Below are 23,869 nucleotides of genomic sequence, written 5' to 3' on the forward strand. Positions count from 1 at the left end.
AATAAGGAGCCTTGCATGCGTACATCTATCGCTACCCGCCGGTGGTCCGCCGCGGTCCTTGCCGGTGCGCTGAGCGCCTGCTTCCTGAGCGCCGCCCAGGCGCAATCGCCGCGTCCGTCCCTGCGCCTGGTGTCCGAGACGCCGTACCCGGCGGCCTCCGCGCCCGCGCCGCAGATGAGCGAGCAAGAGCTGCGCGATATCGCCATCGACGCCTATGTCTACGCCTATCCGATGGTCCTGATGGAATTGGCCCGCCGCAAGGCGACGGCCGTGCAGACGCCACTGGATGGCAAGGCGCCGGTCAATCAGTTCGGCCACAAGGCCGCCTTCCCCGATCCGCGCGCGGGCGACACACCCTGGCCCAGCGCCGACGCGTTGTATTCCAGTCTGTGGTTTGACGTGTCGCGCGCGCCGCTGATCGTGAACCTGCCCGCGACCGGCGACCGCTATATAGTGTTGTCGGCGCTGGACATGTGGAGCGACGTGTTCGCCTCGCGCGGCACGCGGACCAATGGCAATGGCGCCCAGTCGTTCGTGATCGTCGGTCCGGGCTGGCAGGGCAGCGTGCCGCCCGGCATGGACGTGATCCATAGCCCCACCGCCACCGGCTGGCTGATCGGCTGGACCCAGGCGGGCGGTCCGCAGGACTATGCGGCCGTGAACCAGATCCAGGCCGGCATGACCGCCAGCCCGCTGGCTGCAACCGTCACGACCCGGCCCGCCGGCATGCGCAATTCCCGTAGCGCCTATCCGCAGACCGGGCCTGGCGTCGGCTCGGCGCCGATCGGCAGCGACCTGCCGCCGCCCATGCCCGTGACCGTGCCCGACGGCACGCCGGCCGAACAGGCCGCCGGCATGGACGCAGCCTCGTTCTTCACGCTGTTCTTCGACGTGCTGCGCAACAACCCGCCGCACGCCAATGACACGCCGATCCTGGACCGCATGCGTCGCATCGGCCTGGATGGCCGGCAGCCTTTTTCCTACGGCCGCCTGAGCCCGGCAGTGCAGCAGGCCCTGACGCAGGCGCAGCCGCTGGCGGGCCGGCGCATCGCCGACGGAGTGTCGCGCCTGGGCACGCCCATGAACGGCTGGAGCACGGTCCTGTCGGGGATCGGCACCTATGGCACGGACTACACGCGCCGCGCCGCCATTGCCTACGCAGGCCTGGGCGCGCCCACGCCCGAGGATGTGCTGTATCCGGTGACCGTGTCGGATTCCAAGGGCCGCGCGCTGAACTCCAATGAGGACTACGTGCTGCATTTCGACAAGGGGCAACTGCCGCCGGCCAATGCTTTCTGGTCGCTGCACGTCTACGACGAAAAGCACGGCTTCGCCGACAATCCGGCCAACCGCTATGTGCTGCGCAGCACCGACGGCCTGAAGTACAACGCCGACGGTTCGCTAGATATCTACATCCAGCGCCGCGATCCCGGCGAGCGCAAACGCTCGAACTGGATCGCCTCGCCTGCCGCCGATGCGCCATTCCTGCTCAGCATGCGTCTGTATTCGCCCCAGGACACGGCGCTGGACGGCCAGTGGGCGCCGCCGCCGGTCAAGGAAGATTGATCCCGTTTTGATGGTAAAAAGCGCGGCCTCCATTGCGGAGGCCGCGTTGCATCGCGCAGGGTTTGCGCAGCAGGCCGCGCAAGCTGATTCGCGTCCCTAATTTCGTTCCAACCAAGCGTTGTTTGCACCTTACAAACGGCCGAAAGTTCATTTGCTAGGGTAAAAAGAATCACGCTATACTCTGCGGGTTTGACGCTTGCGGGATAAGAACACGTAGCGGCTGACAAGTAGCGGGTGGCGCATTGAAAATGCTTTTGGAATCAATGCGAAAGCCAGTGCAAGAGCACGGCACGCCGGCTATGGGAGGCAGCTACGGGCAGCAGCTACAGGCAGCAAGGCAGCGCCGGTTCTGATAGGGGCAAGAAGCAAAGCGAGGAAGTTTGATGCAACAGAACTCCATGCAGCAGGAAGTGCGGCAGGGTCCGGTTGAAGGTCACGGTCATAGGCAAGCAGTGTTTGACCACGACATGACGGATAAAGTTCTGGTTCTCAGTGACGCGGATCGCGCGGCGCTGGATGCTCAAGCAAGCCGCGGGCTCCTGTTGGCATTGGCAGCGCAAGGTGCCATGGGGCTCGCAGCAGCAGTGATTGCGGGGGTTGTCGGAGGGGCGGCGGCGGGTTGGTCGGCGCTGGCGGGGGCGGGAGCGTATTTCATTCCCAATGCGTTGTTCGCATTGCGCCTTGCTGTCAGCGTACGGACCGGTAAAGCCAGTCCCTTTACCTTTCTCTCTGGTGAGTTGATCAAGTTGTTCGCAACGGCATTGCTGTTGTGGCTGCTTTCGCGTGTGGCGCAGGATAGCCTCGTATGGCCTGCCGTGCTGCTCGGTCTGATACTCACCTTGAAGGGATATCTCCTGCTCATGATGTTCCGCAAGTTGTCATAGCGCCGAGCAGGTTTGCGGCAAACGAAATCGTGGAATCGTCCGGTTCGCAAGGGCCGGGCATACAGCAAATAGGGTAGGATTCAAATGGCTGCTGCCAGCGACGTGTCGCCTCAGTCCGCGTATATTCAGCACCACCTGGTGCATCTGAACAATACGGGTGAGAAACAGAGCGCTATCGCTCAGTTCGACATCATCAACTACGACTCGTTGTTCTGGTCGGGCCTGATGGGTCTGATCGTCATTTTCTTCCTGTGGCGCGCCGCGCGCCGCGCCACCAGTGGCGTTCCGGGCCGTTTCCAGGCCTTCGTGGAAATGATCGTCGACATGGTCGACGATCAGGCCAAGGGCATCGTCCACAATGCCAAGAGCCGCCTCTTCATCGCCCCGCTGGCCCTGACCGTGTTCCTCTGGATCATCCTGATGAACGCGCTGGACCTGCTGCCTGTCGACCTGCTGCCCTCCATCTGGCGCCTCACCGGCCTGGGCGCTGAGCACGGCGACCCGCTCTACTACCACCGCATTCTGCCGACCGCCGACCTGAACGTGCCGATGGGCATGTCGCTGGGCGTGCTGCTGCTGATGTTCTATTACGGCATCAAGATCAAGCACCCGGGCGGCTTCGTCAAGGAACTGTTCACCGCGCCGTTCCACGCGCACGGTATCGGCGCCATCGTGCTGGCCCCGTTCAACCTGCTGCTGAACCTGATCGAATACGCCGCCAAGTCCGTGTCGCTGGGCATGCGGTTGTTCGGCAACATGTTCGCCGGCGAACTGATTTTCATGCTGATCGCCCTGCTGGGCGGCGCCTGGACCGGCTTTAACGCCTCCAGCATCGGCTTGGGCGTCGGCCACATCCTGGCCGGCTCCATCTGGGCGATCTTCCACATCCTGATCGTCCTGCTGCAGGCCTTCATCTTCATGATGCTGACGCTGGTTTACCTCGGCCAGGCTCACGAAGGCCACTGATCCCCCGAATTTCCCGCGCTGGCCACCCGGCCAGCACGGGATAGCAAGATTATCTTGCATTGAGCAGTACCCCTTATTTTTTAATTTTTGACTTCAGATTTCTAACCAAGGAGTTGTCATGACCAACGTCGCTTTCGTTGCCCTCGCTTGCGGTCTTATCATCGGTCTGGGCGCTATCGGCGCTTGCATCGGCATCGCACTGATGGGCGGCAAGTATCTGGAAGCCTCGGCTCGTCAGCCTGAACTGATGAACGCTCTGCAAACGAAGATGTTCCTGCTGGCTGGCCTGATCGACGCGGCATTCCTGATCGGCGTGGGTATCGCCATGCTGTTCGCCTTCGCCAACCCGTTCGTCGGCTAAGGCACCGCCCGCCGGCGAAAAGGCGGGTCATGACGCTGGCGGCGATGCGGGTGCAAGCTCCGTCGCCGCCAAGCAAAGTATCGAGTGCTCCGTGACGCCCCTTTCCGGGTGCGGTCGGAGCCGCAAGGTGTTAAAGGAACGACCGTGAATCTGAACGCGACGATCATTTTCCAGATGCTCGTGTTCTTCGTTCTGGGCTGGTTCACGATGAAATTCGTGTGGCCTCCCCTGACGAAGGCGATGGACGAGCGCCGCCAGAAAATCGCCGACGGCCTGGCCGCCGCCGAGAAGGGCAAAGCCGATCTGGCTCAAGCCCAGGCGCGCGTCAGTCTGATCGAGGCTTCTGCCAAGTCCGAAAACCACGCCCGCATCATCGAGGCCGAGAAGCAAGCCGCCTCCCTGATCGAGCAGGCCCGCCGTGAAGCGGAAGCCGAGCGCGCCCGTATCGTGGCTCAGGCTGCCCAGGATGCCGCGCAGGAAGTCCAGCGCGCCCGCGACCTGCTGCGCGACGACGTCGCTGCGCTGGCCGTCAAGGGTGCTGAACAGATCCTCAAGCGCGAGGTTGACGCCCGCGCACACGCCGAGCTGCTGAACCAGCTCCGCGCGCAGCTTTAATCCGGGACCGTCATGGCTGAACTTTCCACTGTTGCCCGGCCCTACGCTGAAGCGCTCTTCAGCGCGGCATGCGACGACAAGGCCGGCTTGCCGGCCTGGTCCGACCTGGTCAGCGAACTGTCGCAGGTCGCCTCCAACCCCGATGTGCGCGAGGCCATGGCCGACCCGCGTCTGGGCGACAAGCAGCGCGTCGAGCTGTTCTCCGGCCTGGTAAAGGCCGAACTGCCTCAAGCCGCCCGCAATTTCATCGAGCTGCTGGTCGAAAACGACCGGCTGCTGCTGCTGCCCGACATCGCCACGCAATTCGCGGCGCTGCGGAATCGTCACGACGGCACGGCGCAGGCGGAAATCACCAGCGCGTTCGAGTTGAGCGATGCCCAGGTCAAAGAGCTGGTTACCGCGCTCGAACAAAAATTCGGCCTCAAGCTCAAGCCCAGCGTCACCGTTGATCCGTCGCTGATCGGCGGCGTGCGCGTGGCCGTCGGTGACCAGGTGCTCGATACTTCCGTACAAGCCCAATTGGCCCGCATGCGCGATCAGCTCGCCGCTTAAGGCAACTAACAGGATTCCAGGAGTCAATATGCAACTCAATCCCTCCGAGATCAGCGAACTGCTCAAGAGCCGCATCGAGGGCCTGGGCGCTTCGGCTGATGTCCGTACTCAGGGCACCGTCGTGTCCGTGACCGACGGTATTACCCGCATCCACGGCTTGTCCGACGTGATGCAGGGCGAAATGCTCGAATTCCCCAACAACGTTTTCGGTCTGGCGCTCAACCTCGAGCGTGATTCCGTCGGCGCCGTTATTCTCGGCGACTACACGGGCGTTTCCGAAGGCGACCAGGTCAAGACGACCGGCCGCATTCTGGAAGTCCCGGTCGGTCCGGAACTGAAGGGCCGCGTGGTCAACACCCTGGGCGAGCCGATCGACGGCAAGGGCCCGGTCAATGCCAAGGCTACCGACATCATCGAAAAAGTGGCGCCTGGCGTTATCGCCCGCCGCTCGGTGTCGCAGCCGCTGCAAACCGGCATCAAGGCTATCGACTCGATGGTTCCCATCGGCCGTGGCCAGCGCGAACTGATCATTGGCGACCGCCAGACCGGCAAGACCGCCGTCGCTGTCGACACCATCATCAGCCAGAAGGGCAAGGGCGTCACCTGCGTGTACGTCGCTATCGGCCAGAAGGCTTCCACGATCAACAACGTGGTCCGCAAGCTGGAAGAGCACGGCGCGATGGAATACACCATCGTCGTGGCCGCTTCGGCCTCCGACTCGGCCGCCATGCAGTACCTGGCCGCCTACGCCGGCTGCACGATGGGCGAATACTTCCGCGATCGTGGCGAAGACGCCCTGATCGTCTATGACGACCTGACCAAGCAAGCCTGGGCCTACCGCCAGGTCTCGCTGCTGCTGCGCCGTCCGCCGGGCCGCGAAGCCTACCCGGGCGACGTGTTCTACCTGCACTCGCGCCTGCTGGAACGCGCTGCCCGCGTGAACGAAGAGTACGTCGAGAAGTTCACCGAAGGCGCCGTCAAGGGCAAGACCGGCTCGCTGACCGCGCTGCCGATCATCGAAACCCAGGCTGGCGACGTCTCGGCCTTCGTTCCGACCAACGTGATCTCGATCACCGACGGCCAGATCTTCCTGGAAACCGACCTGTTCAACGCCGGTGTCCGTCCCGCTATCAACGCCGGTATCTCGGTGTCGCGTGTGGGTGGCGCTGCTCAGACCAAGGTCGTCAAGAAGCTGTCCGGCGGTATCCGTACCGACTTGGCGCAGTACCGTGAACTGGCCGCCTTCGCGCAGTTCGCTTCCGACCTGGACGACGCGACCCGTCGCCAGCTGGAACGCGGCAAGCGCGTGGTGGAACTGCTCAAGCAGCCTCAGTACCAGCCGCTGCAAGTGTGGGAACTGGCCGTCACGCTGTATACGGTCAACAACGGCTACCTGGATGAAGTGGACGTGGCCCAAGTGCTGTCGTTCGAGAAGTCGCTGAAGGATCAACTGAAGGCCAAGCATGCGGCCCTGATCCAGCGCATCGAAGACACCAAGGAACTGTCCAAGGATGACGAAGCCGAATTGGCCGCCGCCATCCAGGAATTCAAGAAGCACGGTGCTTTTTAAGAAAGTGATGGGTTAGGCGTCCGCGACGCCTCACCCATCCTTCCCGGATGGATGAGGCGCCAGCGGAACCCATCGGCCAGTCTTCACAGGAAAGCGCAATGCCCGGAATTAAGGAAATCCGAACCAAGATCAAGAGCGTGCAAAACACGCGCAAGATCACCAAGGCGATGGAAATGGTCGCCGCATCCAAGATGCGCAAGGCGCAGGAACGGATGCGTGCTGGCCGTCCGTACGCCACCAAGGTGCGCGAGATTGCTGCGCACCTGATGCAGGCCAACCCCGAATACAGCCACCCGTACCTGGTCGAGCGCGACGTCAAGGCGGTCGGCGTGATCATGGTCACGACCGACAAGGGCCTGTGCGGCGGCTTGAACACCAACATCACCCGCGTGACGTTGGCCAAGCTGAAAGAGTTCGAGAAGAACGGCATCGCCGTGCAAGCGACCGCCTTCGGCAACAAGGGCGTGGGCGTGCTGACCCGCATCGGCGCCAAACTGGTTTCCCAGGAAGTGCAACTGGGCGACAAGCCGCAACTCGACCGCCTGCTGGGCGCGATCAAGGTGCAGCTGGACGCCTACCTGGAAGGCCGCATCGACGCGCTGTACGTCGCTTCGACCCGCTTCGTCAACACGATGAAGCAGGAGCCGATGTTCTTGCGCCTGCTGCCGTTGGCCAGCGGTTTGGATGATCCGTACCAGACGGGTGCTGAGAACCTGGCCAAGACCTCGGAAGTGAAGTCGGAATACAGCTGGGATTACATCTACGAACCCGACGCCCGTAGCGTGATCGACGACCTGCTGCAGCGTTACGTTGAAGGCCTGCTGTACCAAGCCGTGGCCGAGAACATGGCTTCGGAGCAGTCGGCCCGGATGGTCGCCATGAAGGCGGCGTCGGACAACGCCAAGAAGGTCATCGGCGATCTGCAACTGGTCTACAACAAGACCCGTCAGGCCGCGATCACCAAAGAAATTTCGGAAATCGTAGGGGGCGCCGCCGCCGTTTGAGGCGCGGCATCCCGTCAAAAGCTATCAAGCAAGGAATCGACATGAGCAACGGAACCATCGTTCAGTGCATCGGCGCCGTGGTGGATATTCAGTTCCCCCGCGATCAAATGCCCAAGATCTACGAAGCGCTTACTCTGGCCGACGAGGGTTCCTCGTTCGCCGAAAAGGGTCTGACGCTGGAAGTGCAGCAGCAGCTGGGCGACGGCGTGGTGCGTACCATTGCGCTGGGCTCCAGCGACGGTCTGCGTCGCGGCATGAAAGTCACCGGCACGGGCGCCCCGATCTCGGTGCCCGTCGGCACCGGCACGCTCGGCCGCATCATGGACGTGCTGGGCCGTCCCATCGACGAAGCTGGCCCGATCCAGCACGACGAGAAGCGTGGCATTCACCAGCCGGCTCCCCGTTTCGACGAACTGTCGCCGTCGGTGGAACTGCTGGAAACCGGCATCAAGGTTATTGACCTGGTCTGCCCGTTCGCCAAGGGCGGTAAGGTCGGCCTGTTCGGCGGCGCCGGCGTGGGCAAGACCGTCAACATGATGGAACTGATCAACAACATCGCCAAGCAGCACAGCGGCTTGTCGGTGTTCGCCGGCGTGGGTGAGCGTACCCGTGAAGGCAACGACTTCTACCACGAAATGGAAGAGTCGAACGTTCTGGACAAGGTTGCGATGGTGTTCGGTCAGATGAACGAACCCCCGGGCAACCGTCTGCGCGTGGCGCTGACCGGCCTGACCATGGCCGAGAAGTTCCGCGACGAAGGCCGCGACATCCTGTTCTTCGTGGATAACATCTACCGCTACACCCTGGCCGGTACCGAAGTGTCCGCACTGCTGGGCCGTATGCCGTCGGCGGTGGGTTACCAGCCCACGCTGGCCGAAGAAATGGGTAAGCTGCAAGAGCGCATCACGTCGACCAAGACCGGCTCGATCACCTCGATCCAGGCCGTGTACGTCCCTGCGGACGACTTGACCGACCCGTCGCCTGCCACGACCTTCCAGCACTTGGACTCGACCGTCGTGCTGTCGCGTGACATCGCCGCCCTGGGTATCTACCCGGCCGTGGATCCGCTGGATTCGTCCAGCCGCCAGCTCGACCCGCAAGTCGTGGGCGAAGAGCACTACGCCGTTGCCCGTGGCGTGCAGCAAACGCTGCAGCGCTACAAGGAACTGCGCGACATCATCGCGATTCTGGGCATGGACGAACTGTCGCCGGAAGACAAGCAGGCCGTGGCCCGCGCCCGTAAGATCCAGCGCTTCCTGTCGCAGCCGTTCCACGTTGCGGAAGTGTTCACCGGCTCGCCCGGCAAGTACGTCCCGCTGGCCGAAACCATCCGTGGTTTCAAGATGATCGTGAACGGCGAGTGCGATGCGCTGCCGGAACAGGCCTTCTACATGGTCGGCTCGATCGACGAGGCCTTCGAGAAGGCCAAGAAACTGCAATAAGGAACCGATATGGCTACCCTGCATGTGGATGTCGTCAGCGCAGAGGAAGCGATCTTCTCCGGTGAGGCGAAGTTCGTGGTGCTGCCCGGCGAAGCGGGTGAACTGGGCATTCTGCCCGGCCACACCCCGCTGATCTCGCGCATACGCCCCGGGACGGTCAAGATCGTTCGTGCCGACCAAGGCGAGGAGAACATCTTCGTCGCCGGGGGCATTCTGGAAGTGCAGCCGGGCAGCGTGACGGTTCTGGCGGACACGGCCATCCGTGCCGCCGACCTGGACGAAGCCCGCGCCCTGGAAGCGCGCCAGAAGGCCGAACAGGCCCTGGCGAACGCCAAGGACAAGGCCGACATCGCCGTGGTCGAAGCCGAACTCGCCATGCTGGCTGCGCAAGCCATCGCGGCGCGCAAGCTGCGCCAAGGCGGCCGTTCGCACTAAGCGGCGAAGCTGTGCCCCGGGGTTCGCCCCGGATTCGAAAAAGGCGGCCCCCGGGCCGCTTTTTTCATGCCCGCCGCCCGGCATTGCGGGCACGCTTGCGCTAGCCGCAATGCGACCACTACGAATGGCAAGGCGACAGTCGCAACAGTAGCCTTCAGCTTTCCTGGTCAAGCAGAGGAGGAAAGCGTGCGAGAAGTCCTGGATTGCGGAGTCCTGTTGGCGCCTGGTCACGAAGGGGCGATGCGCGACCTGGTCGCGAGGCATCCGGCCAGACAGACGCGTGTGCGGCTGCACCTGGTGTCGCTGAGTCCGATTCGTTACGCGGCTGCCGGTCAGGCGCCTGAGGGGGATGCTGCCGCGGCGGGTGTCGAGGCTCCGGTGGACAGCCCAGCCGCGGGCGCGGATGTGCAGGCGCTGGCCCGGTTGGCGGTGGCGCTCAAGCGCTATGACTGCTGCATCCTGCCGGTCGCGCCGGCCTCGTTGTCCTGGGCGCGAACGGCCTTGCAGCAAGCGCAGCCCGCGCTGGCCACGCCGGTGCTGCTGCTGATTTCGGACGTAAAGGCCCCCGCTATCGAAGACCTGTTGAACCTTGGCGCTTCAGATTTCGTGGCGCAGCCGGTCTGCCTTGAAAGCTTGCGGGTGCGCCTTGGTCGCCTGGCCAGCCACGCGCATCGGCGTGGCGTGCCGCACGCAGGCATACGCGAGCCGGCGGCCGCCTACCGAGAGGCTGCGCCACGGCCGGGTACGGCGGGAGCGCAGCGCCCCGGGGCCTTGCGTGCCCGGGTGTCGCCTGATCTGGTCGAGCAGACTCTGGCCGGCTGGCGCCATCAGCATCTGCGCGCCGCGCATGAATCCTTCAGAACGGCGAAGGCGCGGGTGGTGGACGGCTTCGAGCGCGATTACATCCGGCTCGCGTTGTCTCGCCACGGCGGCAACGTGGCGCAGGCGGCAAGGGCTTGCTGCAAGCACCGTCGGGCGTTCTGGGCGCTGATGCGCAAGCACGGCATCGAGGCGGCGCCATACCGCCAGGCGGCGCAGGAGCGGGAAGCCTGACACATGGGCAGGCGTCGCGATTCCCCGGCACGGCAGGGCGCTATTCTTGGCTTGGGGCCCGCCCTCGCACATTGAAAGCGCCTCGCTTGCGCGCGGGCAAGTCCCGCGCTAAGGCTTCCCACGACTTGTCAGCCAGGGGAAGTAAAATCACGGCTTCCGATCATCGAGGATAGTCGTGTCTGCTTCCGTACTGAAGAACGATGTGTTCTTGCGCTCGCTGCTGCGCGAGCCCGTGCCCTACACCCCGATCTGGCTGATGCGCCAGGCCGGCCGCTACCTGCCCGAGTACCGCCAGACGCGTGCCCGCGCGGGTTCCTTCATGGGCCTTGCTCAGAACCCGGACTACGCCTCGGAAGTCACGTTGCAGCCGCTGGAGCGCTTCGACCTGGACGCCGCGATCCTGTTCTCGGACATCCTGACGGTGCCCCATGCCATGGGTCTGGGCCTGGACTTCGCAGAAGGCGAGGGGCCGCGTTTCGCCCGGCCGGTGCGCACCGAGGAAGACGTGATGCGCCTGGAAGTGCCTGATATGGACAAGCTGCGCTATGTCTTCGACGCCGTGCGCACGATCCGGCGCGACCTGGACGGCAAAGTGCCGCTGATCGGCTTTGCCGGCAGCCCGTGGACCATTGCCTGCTACATGGTGGAAGGCCAGGGCAGCGATGACTACCGCCTGATCAAGACCATGCTGTACTCCCGGCCCGACCTGCTGCATCGGATCCTCGAAATCAACGCCGAAGCCACGCTGCAGTATCTGAATGCGCAGATCGCCGCGGGTGCTCAAGCCGTGATGCTGTTCGACAGTTGGGGCGGAGTCCTGGCGGACGGCTTGTTCCAGCAGTTTTCGCTGGCCTACACCCGGAAGGTGGTGGCCGGCCTGACCCGAGAACATGAAGGCCGCCGCGTGCCAGCCATCGTCTTTACCAAGGGCGGCGGCCAGTGGGTGGAAGAGATCGCCGCTTGCGGCGCGGACGCCGTAGGCCTGGATTGGACGGTGGACTTGGCCGCAGCGCGCCGTCGCACAGGGGATTCGGTGGCGTTCCAGGGCAACCTGGATCCCATGGCGCTTTTCGGCGGTGCCGCCGCCATCCGCGCCGAGGCGCGGGGGGTGCTGGACGCCTTTGGACCGGTGGGCAAGGGCGGCCATGTGTTCAATCTGGGTCATGGCATTTCCCGCTTTACTCCGCCAGAAGCAGTAGCCGAATTGGTGGATGAAGTCCACCGGCACAGCCGTTCGCTGCGGGGGTAAGTGAGTGGACGCTTCGGTCCCGAGGGCCGAAGCGGGAGGGCCCCGTTAGACACTTGTGCACAGCAGGATTGCTCTCGGGGAAAACCCTTTAGAAGCTAGTTTACAATCTTGGAAGCCGCCATAAGTTATTGTTTTTAATAATGAAAAGGTGGTTTTCCACAAGATTTCGCAAGTTTGCGCAATCTTGTCAAATTCCAATTTCCGATGTTGCTCCAGCCTTTTCCCCAAAGTTATCCACAGGCCAGGGACGGAGCACGCCGGCATCATCCGGGATCATCCTTCTACATGCTCCGTCCTAGCACCCATGTCTGACGCCTTGCCGAATACGCCCTCCGCGGTTTGCTGGGTGCGGGTGGCGCTGGACGTGCCGCTGCCAGGCCCCTTCGACTATCGCAGCGAGGCGCCGGTGACGGTGGGCCTGCGGGTCATCGTGCCTTTCGGTCGCCGCAAGTTGATTGGCGTAGTGGTGGATAACCCGGCCGAGCCGTCTTTCGATCCCAAGCAAATCCGGCCGATAGAAGAGGTGCTGGATGACTTGCCGCCTTTCGACGAGGACTGGCTGCGTCTGGCGCGCTTCGCGGCGGACTACTATCAGCGGCCACTGGGCGAGGTGATGCTGCCGACGCTGCCGCCGCCGTTGCGCAAGCCCACGGCCTACCAGGGCAAGCGTTCCGCTGGCGGGCCGGTGGCGAGGCTGGACTCGCGCAAGCGCAAAGCCGCGAGGACGCCAGCCCAGGCTGACCAGCCGCCGGAGCTCAACGATGCCCAGCGCGAGGCGGTGGACACCATCGGCGCCCTGGAAGGATTCAAGCCCGTCCTGTTGCACGGCGTGACCGGCAGCGGCAAGACCGAGGTGTACCTGCGGGCGGCAGAGAAGGTGCTGGCGGCCGGGCGCCAGGTGTTGTTGATGGTGCCCGAAATCAATCTGACGCCGCAGCTGGAAAACGCGCTACGCGCTCGCCTGGAGGCCTTGGTCGGACCCGAGGGACTGGCGGTCATGCATAGCGGCCTGTCCGACGGTGAACGGCTGCAGGCCTGGGCTCGCGCCCAACGCGGTGAGGCGCGCATGCTGCTGGGCACGCGCATGTCGGTGTTCGCACCCCTGAGCCAGCTGGGCCTGATCGTGGTGGACGAGGAGCACGATGCGTCCTACAAGCAGCAGGACGGCCTGCGCTATTCGGCGCGCGACCTGGCCGTGTGGCGCGCCCATGACCTGGGTATTCCGGTGGTGTTGGGATCGGCCACGCCGTCGCTGGAAACCTGGCAGCACGCCGAGCGCGGTCGCTACTTGCGCCTGACCCTGCCGGGCCGGGCGCGCGCCAGCAGCCTGCCGTCGATGCGCTTGGTGGACACGCGCCGCCTGCAGCTCAAGCAAGGCATGTCGCCGCAGTTGCTAGACGCCATCGCGCAGCGGCTGGAGCGCAAGGAGCAGTCGCTCATTTTTCTGAATCGGCGCGGCTATTCGCCGGTGCTGCATTGCCAGTCCTGCGCTTGGGTCAGCAATTGTCCGCGTTGCACGGCGTTCACCGTCCTGCATCGCACTGACGGCCGCGGCCACCGCCTGCAATGCCATCACTGCGGTTATCAAGCCCCGGTGCCGCGCGCCTGCCCCGAGTGCGGCGACCAGGATCTGGCGCCCATGGGGCGTGGCACGCAGCGCGTCGAAGAACACTTGGCAGAACTGTTTCCCGAGGCTCGCATCCTGCGCATCGACGCCGACAGCACGCGCAAGAAAGGCAGCGCCGAGGCGTTGTTTGCGTCGGTGCATGCCGGCGAGGTGGACATCCTGGTCGGTACGCAGATGGTGGCCAAGGGCCACGATTTCGCGCGCCTGGGGCTGGTGGGAGTGCTCAATGCGGACTCGATGCTGTTCGCGCACGATTTCCGGGCGCCGGAACGCCTGTTCGCGCAACTGATGCAGGTGGCGGGGCGGGCCGGCCGTCACCAGGGCAACGGCGAGGTGCTGATACAGACCGGATACCCGGAGCAGCCGGTCTACCAAGCCCTGTTGCGGCACGATTACGCCGGCTTTGCCCGCCATGCCTTGCACGAGCGCGAAAGTACCGGCCTGCCGCCTTTCGTCTATCAGGCGCTGCTGACCGCCGAGGCGCGCGAACTGAAGGTGGCGCTGGAGTTCCTGGAGCGGGCGCGGGCGTTGCCCGAGGGCGAGTGGTCGGCCGATTTTCCGGGCCTGGACGCCATCATGCTGTACGACCCGGTGCCCCTGCGCGTGGTGCGCGTGGCCAACATCGAACGCGCGCAGTTGCTTGCGGAAAGCAGCTGTCGCCCCGCGCTGCAGGCGTTCCTGGCGTCCTGGTCGCACCATTTGCCATACCTGGCCAACGAGGCGCGCGTGCGTTGGCAGCTGGAAGTCGATCCGCTGGAAATCTGATCTCTGCGGCAAGGGCCGATGCGCCCTCGACCTGATTGTTCTATGATCTTTCTCCTCTATCGCGCCGGCGCGGCAGGCCTGCTGCGCCGGCTGCGCCCGTCCCCTTTTTCTCGCGTCGTACCGGCCCGCTGACGGGCGGCCGCAAGCCCTGCGCTTGCGGGCTGCATCTTCAATGCGGCTGCCGCGATGCTCGATCACCTGACTCAAATGTCCGCAAGCGAACCCATCGGCCATGGCATGAACCCCGCTCAACGCGAAGCGGTGCTGTACCTGGACGGCCCCTGTCTGGTCCTGGCCGGCGCTGGCAGCGGCAAGACGCGCGTGATCACGCAGAAGATCGCCTACCTGCTGCGCGAGTGCGGCTACATGGGGCGCAACGTGGTGGCCCTGACCTTCACCAACAAGGCCGCGCGCGAAATGGACGAGCGCGTGAAGACCCTGGTGGACCGCAAGCTCTCAAAGGGCCTGATCATCAGTACCTTCCATTCGCTGGGCGTGAAAATGCTGCGCGAGGAAGCGCGCAACGCGGGCCTGAAGCCCACGTTTTCCATCCTGGATGCCGACGACGCCATGGCGATCATCCAGGAACTGCTGAACACCACCGACAAGGCCCGACTGCGTCATGTGCAGGGGATCATCTCGCTGTGGAAGAACGCGCTGATGGAACCGGACGACGCCGCGCGCGAAGCCATCACGCCGGGCGACGTGGAAGCGGCCAACGTCTACCGCAGCTATGCCGCCACGCTGGCCGCCTACCAAGCGGTGGATTTCGACGACCTGATCCGCATTCCCGCGCTGCTGCTGGCCAATAACGAAGAGGTGCGCACCCGCTGGCAGAACCGCGTGCGTTACCTGCTGGTCGACGAATACCAGGACACCAACGTGTGCCAGTACCGCCTGGTGCAGTTGTTGACGGGCTCGCGCGCCATGTTCACGGCGGTGGGCGATGACGACCAGGCGATCTATGCGTGGCGCGGCGCCACCATCGAGAACCTGGCCAAACTGACCACCGACTATCCCAATATCAAGCTCATCAAGCTGGAACAGAACTACCGTTCGGTGCAGCGCATCCTCGCTGCCGCCAACCAGGTCATTGAAAAGAACCCGAAGCTGTTCGACAAGAAGCTCTGGTCGGATCTGGGCGTGGGCGAACCGATACTGGTGTCGGCCATGGATGGCGAGGAGCAGGAAGCGGAATCGATCGCCATGAAGGTGTCGGCCTCGCGTTTCGAGCGCCAGGCGCAATGGAAGGATTTCGCCATCCTGTATCGCAGCAACCATCAGTCGCGCATCCTTGAGCAGGCGCTGCGCAACCTGAAGATTCCGTACACCATCTCTGGCGGCCAGAGCTTTTTCGACAAGGCCGAAGTGCGCGACGTGCTGGCTTATCTGCGCCTGCTGGCCAACGACGATGACGACCCCGCATTCATCCGCGCGGCCACCACGCCCAAGCGCGGCATCGGCCAAGCGACGCTGCAGACGCTGGGCCAGTATGCCGCCAGCCGCGAACTCTCTCTGCTGGCGGCGGTGGCCGAAACCGGCCTGGAAAGCCTGTTGGCGCCTCGCCAGCTGGAACCCCTGCGCACTTTCACCGAGTTCATCCGCCGCATGCAATGGCGGGCTGGACGCGGCGCGGCCGATGGCAAGAACGCTCCAGCCGCCGAACCCGCGGGCGTGCTGCTGGACGATCTGCTGGAAGCCATCCAATACGAGCGCCATCTGTACGAGCTGTTCGAGGAGCGGCCCGCCCAGACGCGCTGGCAGAACGTGCAGGAGCTGACCGGCTGGCTCAAGCGCAAGGCGGAAGAAGACAACATGACGCTCTTTGACCTCGTGCAGCACGTGGCGCTGGTCACCATGCTGGAGCGCGGCGAAGAAGAAGAGCCCGACGCGGTGAAGATGTCCACCCTGCATGCATCCAAGGGCCTGGAGTACCCGCATGTGTACCTGGCGGGCGTCGAAGAAGGCCTGCTGCCCCACCTGGGCAAGGACGACGAGGTCGGGGACCCGGCGCGCGCCGCCGAGAACCTGGCCACACGCATCCAGGAAGAGCGGCGGCTGATGTACGTGGGCATCACGCGCGCGCAGCGCAGCTTGAACCTGAGCTGGTGCAAGCGCCGGCGCCGGGCCCGCGAGGATCTGGTGCGCGAGCCGTCGCGCTTCATCGAGGAAATGGGCCTGGGCGACGTGCGCATGCAGGAAGACGAAGCCACTGCGGCGATGAATCCCAAGGAGCGCATGGCCATGCTGAAGGCGCTGCTGAAGAAATAGGGGCGGGGCGGCGGCTTGTGGAAAGCCGCGGGCTGCTCCTACACTGGGTTGCGCCCGTCCCGTGGTTCGTCGGGGCGCGGCAACCTCGCAGATCGAAGGAGCGCGCCATGTGTCGCTGGCTGGCTTATACCGGTAGTCCCATACAGATGGAGAGCGTGCTGTTCAAGGCCAAGCACTCCCTGATCGACCAGAGCCTGCACGCGCGGCTGGGCCCCACGACTACCAACGGCGATGGCTTCGGCTTGGGCTGGTACGGCCGCCAGCATGAAGGCCAGCCGCTGGAGCCGCCGTTCCGTTACCGCAGCGTGCATCCTGCCTGGAACGACCGCAATCTGCGCGAGGCGGCGCGCGCCATCCATGCGCCCTTGTTCGTGGCGCACATCCGCGCCGCTACCGACACGCCCGCGCAGGAGACCAATTGCCATCCGTTCCGTCACGGCCAATGGCTGTTCGTGCACAACGGCGTCATCCGGGACTATCCGCTGCTCAGGCGCGACTTGATGCTGATGATCGCGCCAGCGTATTTCGGCTCGCTGGAAGGATCGACGGATTCCGAGGTGATGTTCCTACTGGCGTTGAGTTTCGGCCTGGAGGAAGACCCCCTCGGGGCGCTCGCCCGCATGGTGGGCGCGGTGGAAGAAACGGGCAGGCGGCATGGCGTGGCCCAGCCCATCAACATGACGGTCTGCGCGCTGGACGGCAAGCGCCTGATCGCGGTGCGCTATTCGAGCGAGGCGGATTCGCGCACGCTGTTCCACAATACCTGCGTGCGCCATTTGCGCCAGCTGTATCCCGACAATCCTCAGATCGCGGCGCTGGATGACGACGCCTTTCTGTTGCTGTCGGAACCCTTGACCGAGATGCCTGGCGCCTGGGAGGAAGTGCCCGAAGCCACCGCCATCATCGCAGGGCATGGCCAGGTTACGCATTATCCGTTCGCGCCGGTGCCGCCAGGGGGCTGAGTCTGCCCTGCAAGGCGGAAAGACGGGGGAAATAGGGTCATCAAGCGCGTATCTCCCATATAAGGGAGAATACGGATCGCATGACTTTGCGACGTCCTGGGCCGCGAAAGCACCCTAATTCCAGTAAGGAAGTTGCATGACCGATAGCAAAACCCCGCAGGCCTCTATCGCGCTGGCGGTGTTTAACCATACGGGGAGCACCCCGGATTGCTTTGAGTTGCACGAGCATGGCGTTGTTTGCCGACAAGGCGACTCGCGTACTTACGCCGCATTTGCGGACATCCAGGACCTTTGCCTGTTCGCCTCCGGGCCGGATGCGGCCTCGGGCCTGATCAATAGTTTTGCCTACCGCACCCATCCGGCGCATGGCTGGACTCGCGTGCCCGCCGAAGTAGGCGAATTCAACAAATTGATGGACGCCTTCCGCTCGCGCTATGTCGCGCAGCGCTTGCCTGTGCTGGAAGAGGCCATCGCGGGCGGCGCGCGAGTCGCGTTCCGCTATATCCGCAGCGGCCACTTCCCGGACCTGGATACGCAGGAAATTTCCCTGTCGGCCGAGGGCCTGCATATGGGCGACGCCACCTGGCCGTACGAATCGCTCAAGCGCATCGACCTGAACCAGTGGACCGAGACGATCAGCCTGGAGGACGAAGATGGCAAGACCGTTTTTGCGTGCCCTGCCGTGCGTGTACTCAGCTCGGACCTGTTCGTGAACCTGGTCTACGACCAATTGGGGCGGACGGCGGAATACGCCTGAGCAAGGTAGCCGCCGCAGCGCGGGGTCAATGTCCCGTGTGCAGGTCCGGGTTCAAGGTGCCCCAGGCGGCGGTGCGTACCAGGCATTCAACGGCGCCGGTCTGCGAATTGCGGCGGAACAGCAGGCCTTGCTGGCCCGCCAGCGAGGTTGCCTTCACCACGGCTCCCTCTGGCGTCAGCACGCGCGTGCCCGCGGTGATGTAGCAGCCGGCCTCCACCACGCAATCGTCGCCCAGCGAAATGCCGATGCCTGAATTGGCGCCCAGCAGGCAGCGCTTTCCGATCGACACCACCTGCTTGCCGCCGCCAGACATGGTGCCCATGATGGACGCGCCGCCGCCGATATCGCTGCCGTCATCGACGATGACGCCCGCGCTGATGCGGCCCTCGACCATCGACGCGCCAAGCGTGCCGGCATTGAAGTTGCAGAAGCCCTCGTGCAGCACCGTGGTGCCGGGCGATAGATGCGCGCCCAGCCGCACGCGCGCCGTATCGGCGATGCGTACGCCGCCCGGCATGACGTAGTCGGTCATGCGGGGAATTTTGTCGACGCCGCGGATCTCCAGGATCTGGCCGGAGGCGCGCAGGTGCCAGCGCAGCGCGTCCACCTGATCCACCGCGCATGGTCCGGCCGAGGTCCAGGCCACATTGGCCAGCACATTGAACAGCCCGTCCAGGTTGGCATCATGCGGACGGATCAGACGATGACTGAGCAGGTGCAGGCGCAGATAGGCGTCGTGGGCATCGACTGGCGGTTCGTCCAGCGATGAGATCGCGGTGCGCACCGCGACGATGTCTACCTTGCGGCGTGTATCGCGGATCAGGGCGGTGGAAACGTGTTCGCCCAGCGCGGCGCGGGCTTCCTCTGGCGACAGGTGGCGCGTGCCGGTGGCAGGCGAATTGTCGGCCAACGAGGGGCGCGGATACCAGGTGTCCAGGATGGCGCCGTCGGCGGCCAGCGTGGCGACGCCATAGGCGATGGCGCTGAGGGGCGTGGGGGAGTCGGCCATGATGAAAGGGGAAGTGCGCAGTCTGAGGGAGTAATTCTAAGGCGAAAGGGACGGAACGCAGGCAGGTGTTTTCAGAGGCTGCCAAAGGCCCATCGCAGGCTCAGCGAGCCTGTGTGCTCGCGATTGCCGCCGCCATATTGGCCGCGGTAGGCCAGGCCGACGACGGCTGAGCGGGATACGGCGACTTCCAGGCCCGCGCCAGCCAGCCGGCGCCCGCGTCGAGTTCGCCGCCGCCATAGATGCCGGTGGTGCGCTGCTTGATCCGGGCCAGGCTGGCGCCGCCTTCCAGCGTCTGCCAGTTGTCGACGGCGACGATCCAACCGGGTTGGGCCGGCGCCGGGCTGGAGGGCCGGTTGGCGAGCAGATCCGGGGCCGGCGCGGTCTGTCCGGCATGCGAGTTCGCCGCGCCCGCCGCGATCGCGGCATGCGTGGCGAACGCCCGCGCCAGCAGCCGCCGGCGGACGGCCATCGGTGGCGGCAAGGCTTGCTTACGCCAGTTCTTTCAACAGCAGTTCCCAGAATTTCATGCGCTGTTCCAGCGTCGAAATCAGGATGTACTCGTTCAGGGTATGCGCCCCGTCGCCATCGGCGCCCAGGCCGTCCAGCGTGGGAATGCCCATGGCGGACGTGAAGTTGGCGTCACTGCCGCCGCCCGTCATGGGCGCGTCTTCCAGCAGGAAGCCCGCGCGTTCGGCGTAGCCCTGCACCAGCGCCAGCAGTTCGGCGGCGGCTTCGGTTTTCACCATGGGCGGGCGGTTCAGTTCCACGTCGATGTCCAGTTCGACGTCCGGGCCCACGGCGCACAGTTCGCGCATGCGGCGCAGCACGTCTTCGGCGGCGCCCATGTCGGGCACGCGGAAGTCGACCACGCAACGGCACAGCGCCGGCACCGTGTTGGTCACGGTGCCGCCGGCGATGGTGCCGACGCTGACGGTGATGCCGCGCTCATAGTCGGTCATGGCTTCGAGCGCCAGCACTTGGTGGGCCATTTCGCGGATGGCGCTGCGCCCCTTCTCATGCTGCATGCCGGCGTGGGCCGGGCGGCCCTTGACGTTCAGGTTCAGCATGCCGGTGCCTTTGCGGGCGGTGACGCATTTGCCGCCATTGGGGCGGGCCGGCTCGCAGACCAGCGCATATTTGGCATTGGCCGCGAAGCGTTCGATATGCGCGCGCGAGGCGTGGCTGCCGGTTTCTTCGTCGGGCACCACCAGGAAGTCCACCGGCAGCTGGGTCGCGCCGGGGCGTGCCAGGCCGGACAGCGCGGTCAGCGCCAGGTAGATGCCGGCCTTCATGTCGTAGCCGCCCGGCCCATAGAGGCGGTCGCCTTCGATGCGCACCGGGTTCTCCAGCAGCGTGCCCACTGGGTGCACCGTGTCCATGTGCGCCAGGATCAGGATGCCGGGGCGGGTGTCGCCGGGGGCGCGGTTGGTCGCGTACAGCAGCGGGCCCGTGGTCGGGCCCAGCGACGACAGCTCCACCGTCAGGCCGGCCGCTGCGGCGTAGTCGGCGATGATGCGCGCCATGGCGGCGATGCCTTCGGGGAAGTTCGAAGGCGATTCGCATTGCAGCCAGCTCTTGATGCCGGCGACGATCTGTTCAGTGCTCTGGATGTTGGACATGGCGATAGCGGATTTCTGCAGCGTAAAAATGGGGGCGTTCAAGCGACCTGCTGGCCGGCCAGGCGGGCCAGTTCGGCGGCGTCGGGCATCTTGCCGTCGAACCAGATGCTGGCGCATACGGCGGACATGGCGCGGCCGTCGTGGCCGATGCCGGGCACGACCTGCAGCTTCCAGCCAAATGGCACGCCGCGGCGCTCGGCTTCCTTGCGGCCAAACTCGAAGTAGTTCTGCGCGCGCGCATAACGGTGCGGACCCTGGCGCATGGCGGCGGGTTCGGACGGCAGGTTGGGATCGTCGGTGGCGATGTCCTGGTCGCCCGCCAGGATGGTCATCGGGTAGGCCAGCAGCTTCACCAGGTGGTCTTCGGTCAGGCCGACGCCGTCCATGCCCTCGGGGAAGGGATGGTCGAAGGTCGGCAGCGTGTACCAACCGGGATTGCCGGCGGCCACCGCTTTGAAGGGAGCATGCGACTGGCTGCTCATCAGGCGATGCACGAACTGGCCGCCAGCGGAGTGCCCGAACAGATAGACGTTCTGGCCGTCGGTGATCTCGGCGGCGATCAGGTCCTTGATGACGTTGCCCACCAACGCGTAGGTCCAGCCATCGATATGGCGCGGATTGCCGCCAGCCGAGAACACGCGGCCGTTGTTATAGCTTTCCACGCCGGGCCAGATCTCGTTGGAGAAGGTCAGCGCCACGATCAGCAGCTTGTGCTTGTCGGCGGCTTCCACCCAGAAGTCTCGGTATTCATCGCCATTGCGCAGCACGCCGTGCTGCACGATGACGACCGGGCAATCGGGCGTGTAGCCGTAAGGACGGTAGGTCTGGAGCTTGAACGGACGGTCGGAATTGCGGTCCTCGTCCACATACAGGATGGCATTGCGGCCGGCATGCCCCAGTTCGATGGCGATGCGGTCGACGTTGGACATCTCAGAGGGTTTCATCAGGCGTTCGCCTCATTCAGGTGACAGGCCGACCAGTGGCCTGCCGAGATTTCTTTCAGGACCGGCGCCTGCTCGCGGCAGCGCGGCATGGCGTGGGGGCAGCGGGGATTGAAGGTGCAGCCCGGGGGCGGGTTCAGCGGCGACGGGATCTCGCCCTTGATCGGCGTGAACTTGCGGCCGCGGCGGGCCACGTCCGGCACTTCCGCCATCAGGGCCTGGGTGTAGGGGTGGTTGGCATGCGCGAAGATCTCGGCCGACGTGGAGATTTCCACAATCTTGCCCAGATACATGATCGCCACTCGATCGGAGATGTGTTTGACCACGCCCAGGTCGTGGCTGATGAACAGATAGGTGAAGCCATGCTGTTCGCGCAGGTCCATGAACAGGTTGATCACCTGCGCCTGGATGGAAACGTCCAGCGCGGCCACGGGCTCATCGCAGACCAGGAACTTCGGCGCCACCATCAGCGCGCGGGCGATGCCGATGCGCTGGCGTTGGCCACCCGAGATCTGGTGCGGGAAGCGGTCGCGGTATTCGGGGTCCAGGCCCACTTCCTTCAGCGCCTGGTCGATGCGCGCGGGGATCTCGGCCGCAGGCGCCAGCTTGTGGACCTTGAGCGCTTCGCCCAGGATCTGGCGCAGGCGCTGGCGGGGGTTCAACGAGGCCTGCGGATCCTGGAAGATCATCTGCACGCCCAGCGTATAGGCCAGCTTGTCGGCACCGCGCAGGCGGCGGGCTTCCTGGCCCTGGTACAGCAGTTCGCCCTCAGTCTGGCCATGCAGGCCGGCGACGACGCGGCCCAGCGTGGACTTGCCGCAGCCGGACTCGCCCACCAGGCCCACGACTTCGCCGCGCTGAATGGACAGGTCCACGCCATTGACGGCGTACACCGTGCGGCGGTCAATGGGGCGGCCCGTCAGGGCCAGGATGCGTTGGGCCAGGTCGGGCCGCTGCTCAAAGCGTTTGTGGACGTTCTTGAGCTCGATGACAGGGGTATCGGCGGTACTCATACCGACTGGGCCTCGCGGGTAATCGGCACGTAGCAGCGATAGCTGCGCGAACCTTCGGTGGTGACGGTGGGCGCCTGCTCCGTGCAGCGCGTGACAGCGCTGCTGCAGCGCGGACGGAACGGACAGCCCGAGGGACGGCCGGCGAGGCTGGGCGCCATGCCGTTGATCTGGTGCAGGCGCGCACCCGGCTGGGTGGCGCCGGGCATCGAATCCAGCAGGCCCTTGGTGTAGGGGTGGCGGGGTGAATCCAGCACCTGTTCGACCGGGCCGCTTTCGACGATGCGGCCGGCGTACATCACGGCCACGCGGTCGGCCAGTTCGGCCACCACGCCCAGATCATGGGTGATCCAGATCAGCGCCGTGTTGTGTTCGCGGCAGATCTCCTGCATGCGGTACAGGATCTGGCCCTGGATGGTGACGTCCAGCGCGGTGGTCGGCTCGTCGCAGATGATCAGGTCGGGCTTGTTCAACATGGCGATCGCAATCGCCACGCGCTGGCGCATGCCGCCGGAGAATTCGTGCGGATAGCTCTTCAGCCGTTTTTCGGGCGAGGGAATGCCGACCATGGCCAGCGCATCGCGGCAACGCTCTTCGGCTTCGGCGCGCGGCACGTCTTCATGGGTGAGGATGGCCTCCATCATCTGCTCGCCGATGCGCAGCACCGGATTCAGCGTCATCAGGGGATCCTGGAAGATCATCGCGATGCGGTTGCCGCGCAGCTGGCGCATCTGCTCTTCGCTGAGCTTGCGCAGGTCCGTGCCCTTGAACTTCACCTCGCCGTCCACGACTTCTCCGGGCGGGTCGATCAAGCCCAGCAGCGAGAAGCCGGTAACGGATTTGCCGGAGCCCGATTCGCCGACCAGGCCGACGATCTCGCCGCGGCGCACGCTAAGGTCGACGCCATCGACCGCCAGCCAGGCGCCAGCTTCGGTATGGAATGCGGTGCGCAGGCCGCGCACTTCAAGAATGTTTTCGCTCATATCAGTTGTCCACAGAGGCAAGCCCATCCGCTGCGCGTGCAGCAGGTGTCACCCGGTTGGAATGCCGCGGAGCCGGCTTTGCCGGTCCGCAGGCATGCCCCCTTGAGGGGGAAGCGCGCAGCGCTTCGGGGGTGGGTTTCTCCGCGCGCGGAGCCGGCTTTGCCGGTCCGCAGGCATGCCCCCTTGAGGGGGAAGCGCGTAGCGCTTCGGGGGTGGGTTTCTCCGCGC

The 23,869-nt window shown here is 64.9% G+C and carries 22 protein-coding genes; 16 read left to right on the forward strand and 6 right to left on the reverse strand.

All coding sequences use genetic code 11. The annotated features are described in order from the left end of the window. The first annotated feature begins 15 nt into the window (after window positions 1-15). The 16 genes from VCS63_RS04870 to VCS63_RS04945 all read left to right on the forward strand — a co-directional run bounded on the left by VCS63_RS04870 (window position 16) and on the right by VCS63_RS04945 (window position 18,079). Window positions 16-1,566, forward strand: coding sequence for a DUF1254 domain-containing protein (locus VCS63_RS04870; RefSeq protein WP_063961368.1), 1,551 nt, complete (start codon window positions 16-18; stop codon window positions 1,564-1,566). 467 nt (window positions 1,567-2,033) lie between these two features. Then, window positions 2,034-2,450 (forward strand): ATP synthase subunit I, encoded by a 417-nt coding sequence (locus tag VCS63_RS04875; RefSeq protein ID WP_042797433.1) that lies wholly within the window; start codon window positions 2,034-2,036, stop codon window positions 2,448-2,450. Between the two features lie 84 nt (window positions 2,451-2,534). Continuing rightward, window positions 2,535-3,416 (forward strand): F0F1 ATP synthase subunit A, encoded by an 882-nt coding sequence (gene atpB / locus VCS63_RS04880; RefSeq protein ID WP_042795571.1) that lies wholly within the window; start codon window positions 2,535-2,537, stop codon window positions 3,414-3,416. Between the two features lie 118 nt (window positions 3,417-3,534). After that, a complete protein-coding gene (gene atpE, locus VCS63_RS04885; RefSeq protein WP_003815363.1) occupies window positions 3,535-3,777 on the forward strand; it encodes a F0F1 ATP synthase subunit C in 243 nt (80 codons plus the stop codon). Between the two features lie 144 nt (window positions 3,778-3,921). Beyond that, a complete protein-coding gene (locus tag VCS63_RS04890; RefSeq protein WP_013391129.1) occupies window positions 3,922-4,392 on the forward strand; it encodes a F0F1 ATP synthase subunit B in 471 nt (156 codons plus the stop codon). 12 nt (window positions 4,393-4,404) lie between these two features. Next, complete coding sequence (locus VCS63_RS04895) at window positions 4,405-4,944, forward strand: F0F1 ATP synthase subunit delta (protein WP_063639303.1); 540 nt, start codon at window positions 4,405-4,407, stop codon at window positions 4,942-4,944. 28 nt (window positions 4,945-4,972) lie between these two features. Further along, window positions 4,973-6,514 carry a F0F1 ATP synthase subunit alpha gene (gene atpA / locus VCS63_RS04900; RefSeq protein WP_042795569.1) on the forward strand — a complete coding sequence of 514 codons (1,542 nt, stop codon included), beginning with the start codon at window positions 4,973-4,975 and terminating at the stop codon, window positions 6,512-6,514. A gap of 98 nt (window positions 6,515-6,612) precedes the next feature. After that, a complete protein-coding gene (gene atpG / locus VCS63_RS04905) occupies window positions 6,613-7,518 on the forward strand; it encodes a F0F1 ATP synthase subunit gamma (RefSeq protein WP_042795568.1) in 906 nt (301 codons plus the stop codon). Window positions 7,519-7,559: 41 nt separating this feature from the next. Then, window positions 7,560-8,960, forward strand: a complete 1,401-nt coding sequence (atpD, locus tag VCS63_RS04910; RefSeq protein WP_042795567.1) for a F0F1 ATP synthase subunit beta — start codon at window positions 7,560-7,562, stop codon at window positions 8,958-8,960. 9 nt (window positions 8,961-8,969) lie between these two features. After that, window positions 8,970-9,395 (forward strand): F0F1 ATP synthase subunit epsilon, encoded by a 426-nt coding sequence (locus tag VCS63_RS04915; RefSeq protein WP_013391134.1) that lies wholly within the window; start codon window positions 8,970-8,972, stop codon window positions 9,393-9,395. A gap of 186 nt (window positions 9,396-9,581) precedes the next feature. Further along, window positions 9,582-10,448 carry a hypothetical protein gene (locus VCS63_RS04920; RefSeq protein ID WP_323878710.1) on the forward strand — a complete coding sequence of 289 codons (867 nt, stop codon included), beginning with the start codon at window positions 9,582-9,584 and terminating at the stop codon, window positions 10,446-10,448. A 175-nt stretch (window positions 10,449-10,623) separates the two neighbouring features. Continuing rightward, on the forward strand, window positions 10,624-11,697 hold the full coding sequence (gene hemE / locus VCS63_RS04925) for a uroporphyrinogen decarboxylase (protein ID WP_323878713.1): 1,074 nt from the start codon (window positions 10,624-10,626) through the stop codon (window positions 11,695-11,697). A gap of 304 nt (window positions 11,698-12,001) precedes the next feature. Further along, on the forward strand, window positions 12,002-14,089 hold the full coding sequence (locus tag VCS63_RS04930) for a primosomal protein N' (protein WP_323878716.1): 2,088 nt from the start codon (window positions 12,002-12,004) through the stop codon (window positions 14,087-14,089). A gap of 207 nt (window positions 14,090-14,296) precedes the next feature. After that, window positions 14,297-16,360, forward strand: a complete 2,064-nt coding sequence (locus VCS63_RS04935) for a UvrD-helicase domain-containing protein (protein ID WP_042795565.1) — start codon at window positions 14,297-14,299, stop codon at window positions 16,358-16,360. A 107-nt stretch (window positions 16,361-16,467) separates the two neighbouring features. Then, window positions 16,468-17,322 carry a class II glutamine amidotransferase gene (locus VCS63_RS04940; RefSeq protein WP_042795564.1) on the forward strand — a complete coding sequence of 285 codons (855 nt, stop codon included), beginning with the start codon at window positions 16,468-16,470 and terminating at the stop codon, window positions 17,320-17,322. Between the two features lie 136 nt (window positions 17,323-17,458). After that, complete coding sequence (locus VCS63_RS04945; RefSeq protein WP_149063520.1) at window positions 17,459-18,079, forward strand: hypothetical protein; 621 nt, start codon at window positions 17,459-17,461, stop codon at window positions 18,077-18,079. Between the two features lie 25 nt (window positions 18,080-18,104). Here the strand turns inward: VCS63_RS04945 and dapD are convergent, their stop codons facing one another. The 6 genes from dapD to VCS63_RS04975 all read right to left on the reverse strand — a co-directional run bounded on the left by dapD (window position 18,105) and on the right by VCS63_RS04975 (window position 23,641). After that, a complete protein-coding gene (gene dapD, locus VCS63_RS04950; protein WP_042795562.1) occupies window positions 18,105-19,088 on the reverse strand; it encodes a 2,3,4,5-tetrahydropyridine-2,6-dicarboxylate N-succinyltransferase in 984 nt (327 codons plus the stop codon). A gap of 100 nt (window positions 19,089-19,188) precedes the next feature. After that, window positions 19,189-19,557: a hypothetical protein gene (locus VCS63_RS04955; RefSeq protein ID WP_187639843.1), complete on the reverse strand. Its 369-nt coding sequence runs from the start codon at window positions 19,555-19,557 to the stop codon at window positions 19,189-19,191. Window positions 19,558-19,576: 19 nt separating this feature from the next. Next, window positions 19,577-20,707, reverse strand: a complete 1,131-nt coding sequence (locus tag VCS63_RS04960) for a M20 family metallopeptidase (RefSeq protein ID WP_063639560.1) — start codon at window positions 20,705-20,707, stop codon at window positions 19,577-19,579. A gap of 38 nt (window positions 20,708-20,745) precedes the next feature. Next, entirely contained in the window at window positions 20,746-21,651 is a 906-nt protein-coding gene (locus VCS63_RS04965; protein ID WP_042795560.1) for a prolyl oligopeptidase family serine peptidase, read from the reverse strand. Further along, window positions 21,651-22,661 (reverse strand): ABC transporter ATP-binding protein, encoded by a 1,011-nt coding sequence (locus VCS63_RS04970; RefSeq protein WP_042795559.1) that lies wholly within the window; start codon window positions 22,659-22,661, stop codon window positions 21,651-21,653. Before VCS63_RS04970 ends, VCS63_RS04965 begins: the two co-directional genes overlap by 1 nt. Then, window positions 22,658-23,641, reverse strand: a complete 984-nt coding sequence (locus VCS63_RS04975; RefSeq protein ID WP_042795558.1) for an ABC transporter ATP-binding protein — start codon at window positions 23,639-23,641, stop codon at window positions 22,658-22,660. Before VCS63_RS04975 ends, VCS63_RS04970 begins: the two co-directional genes overlap by 4 nt. Window positions 23,642-23,869 lie beyond the last annotated feature (228 nt).

The organism is Achromobacter sp. D10 (genome assembly GCF_035282245.1).
GTDB lineage: Bacteria > Pseudomonadota > Gammaproteobacteria > Burkholderiales > Burkholderiaceae_B > Achromobacter > Achromobacter insolitus.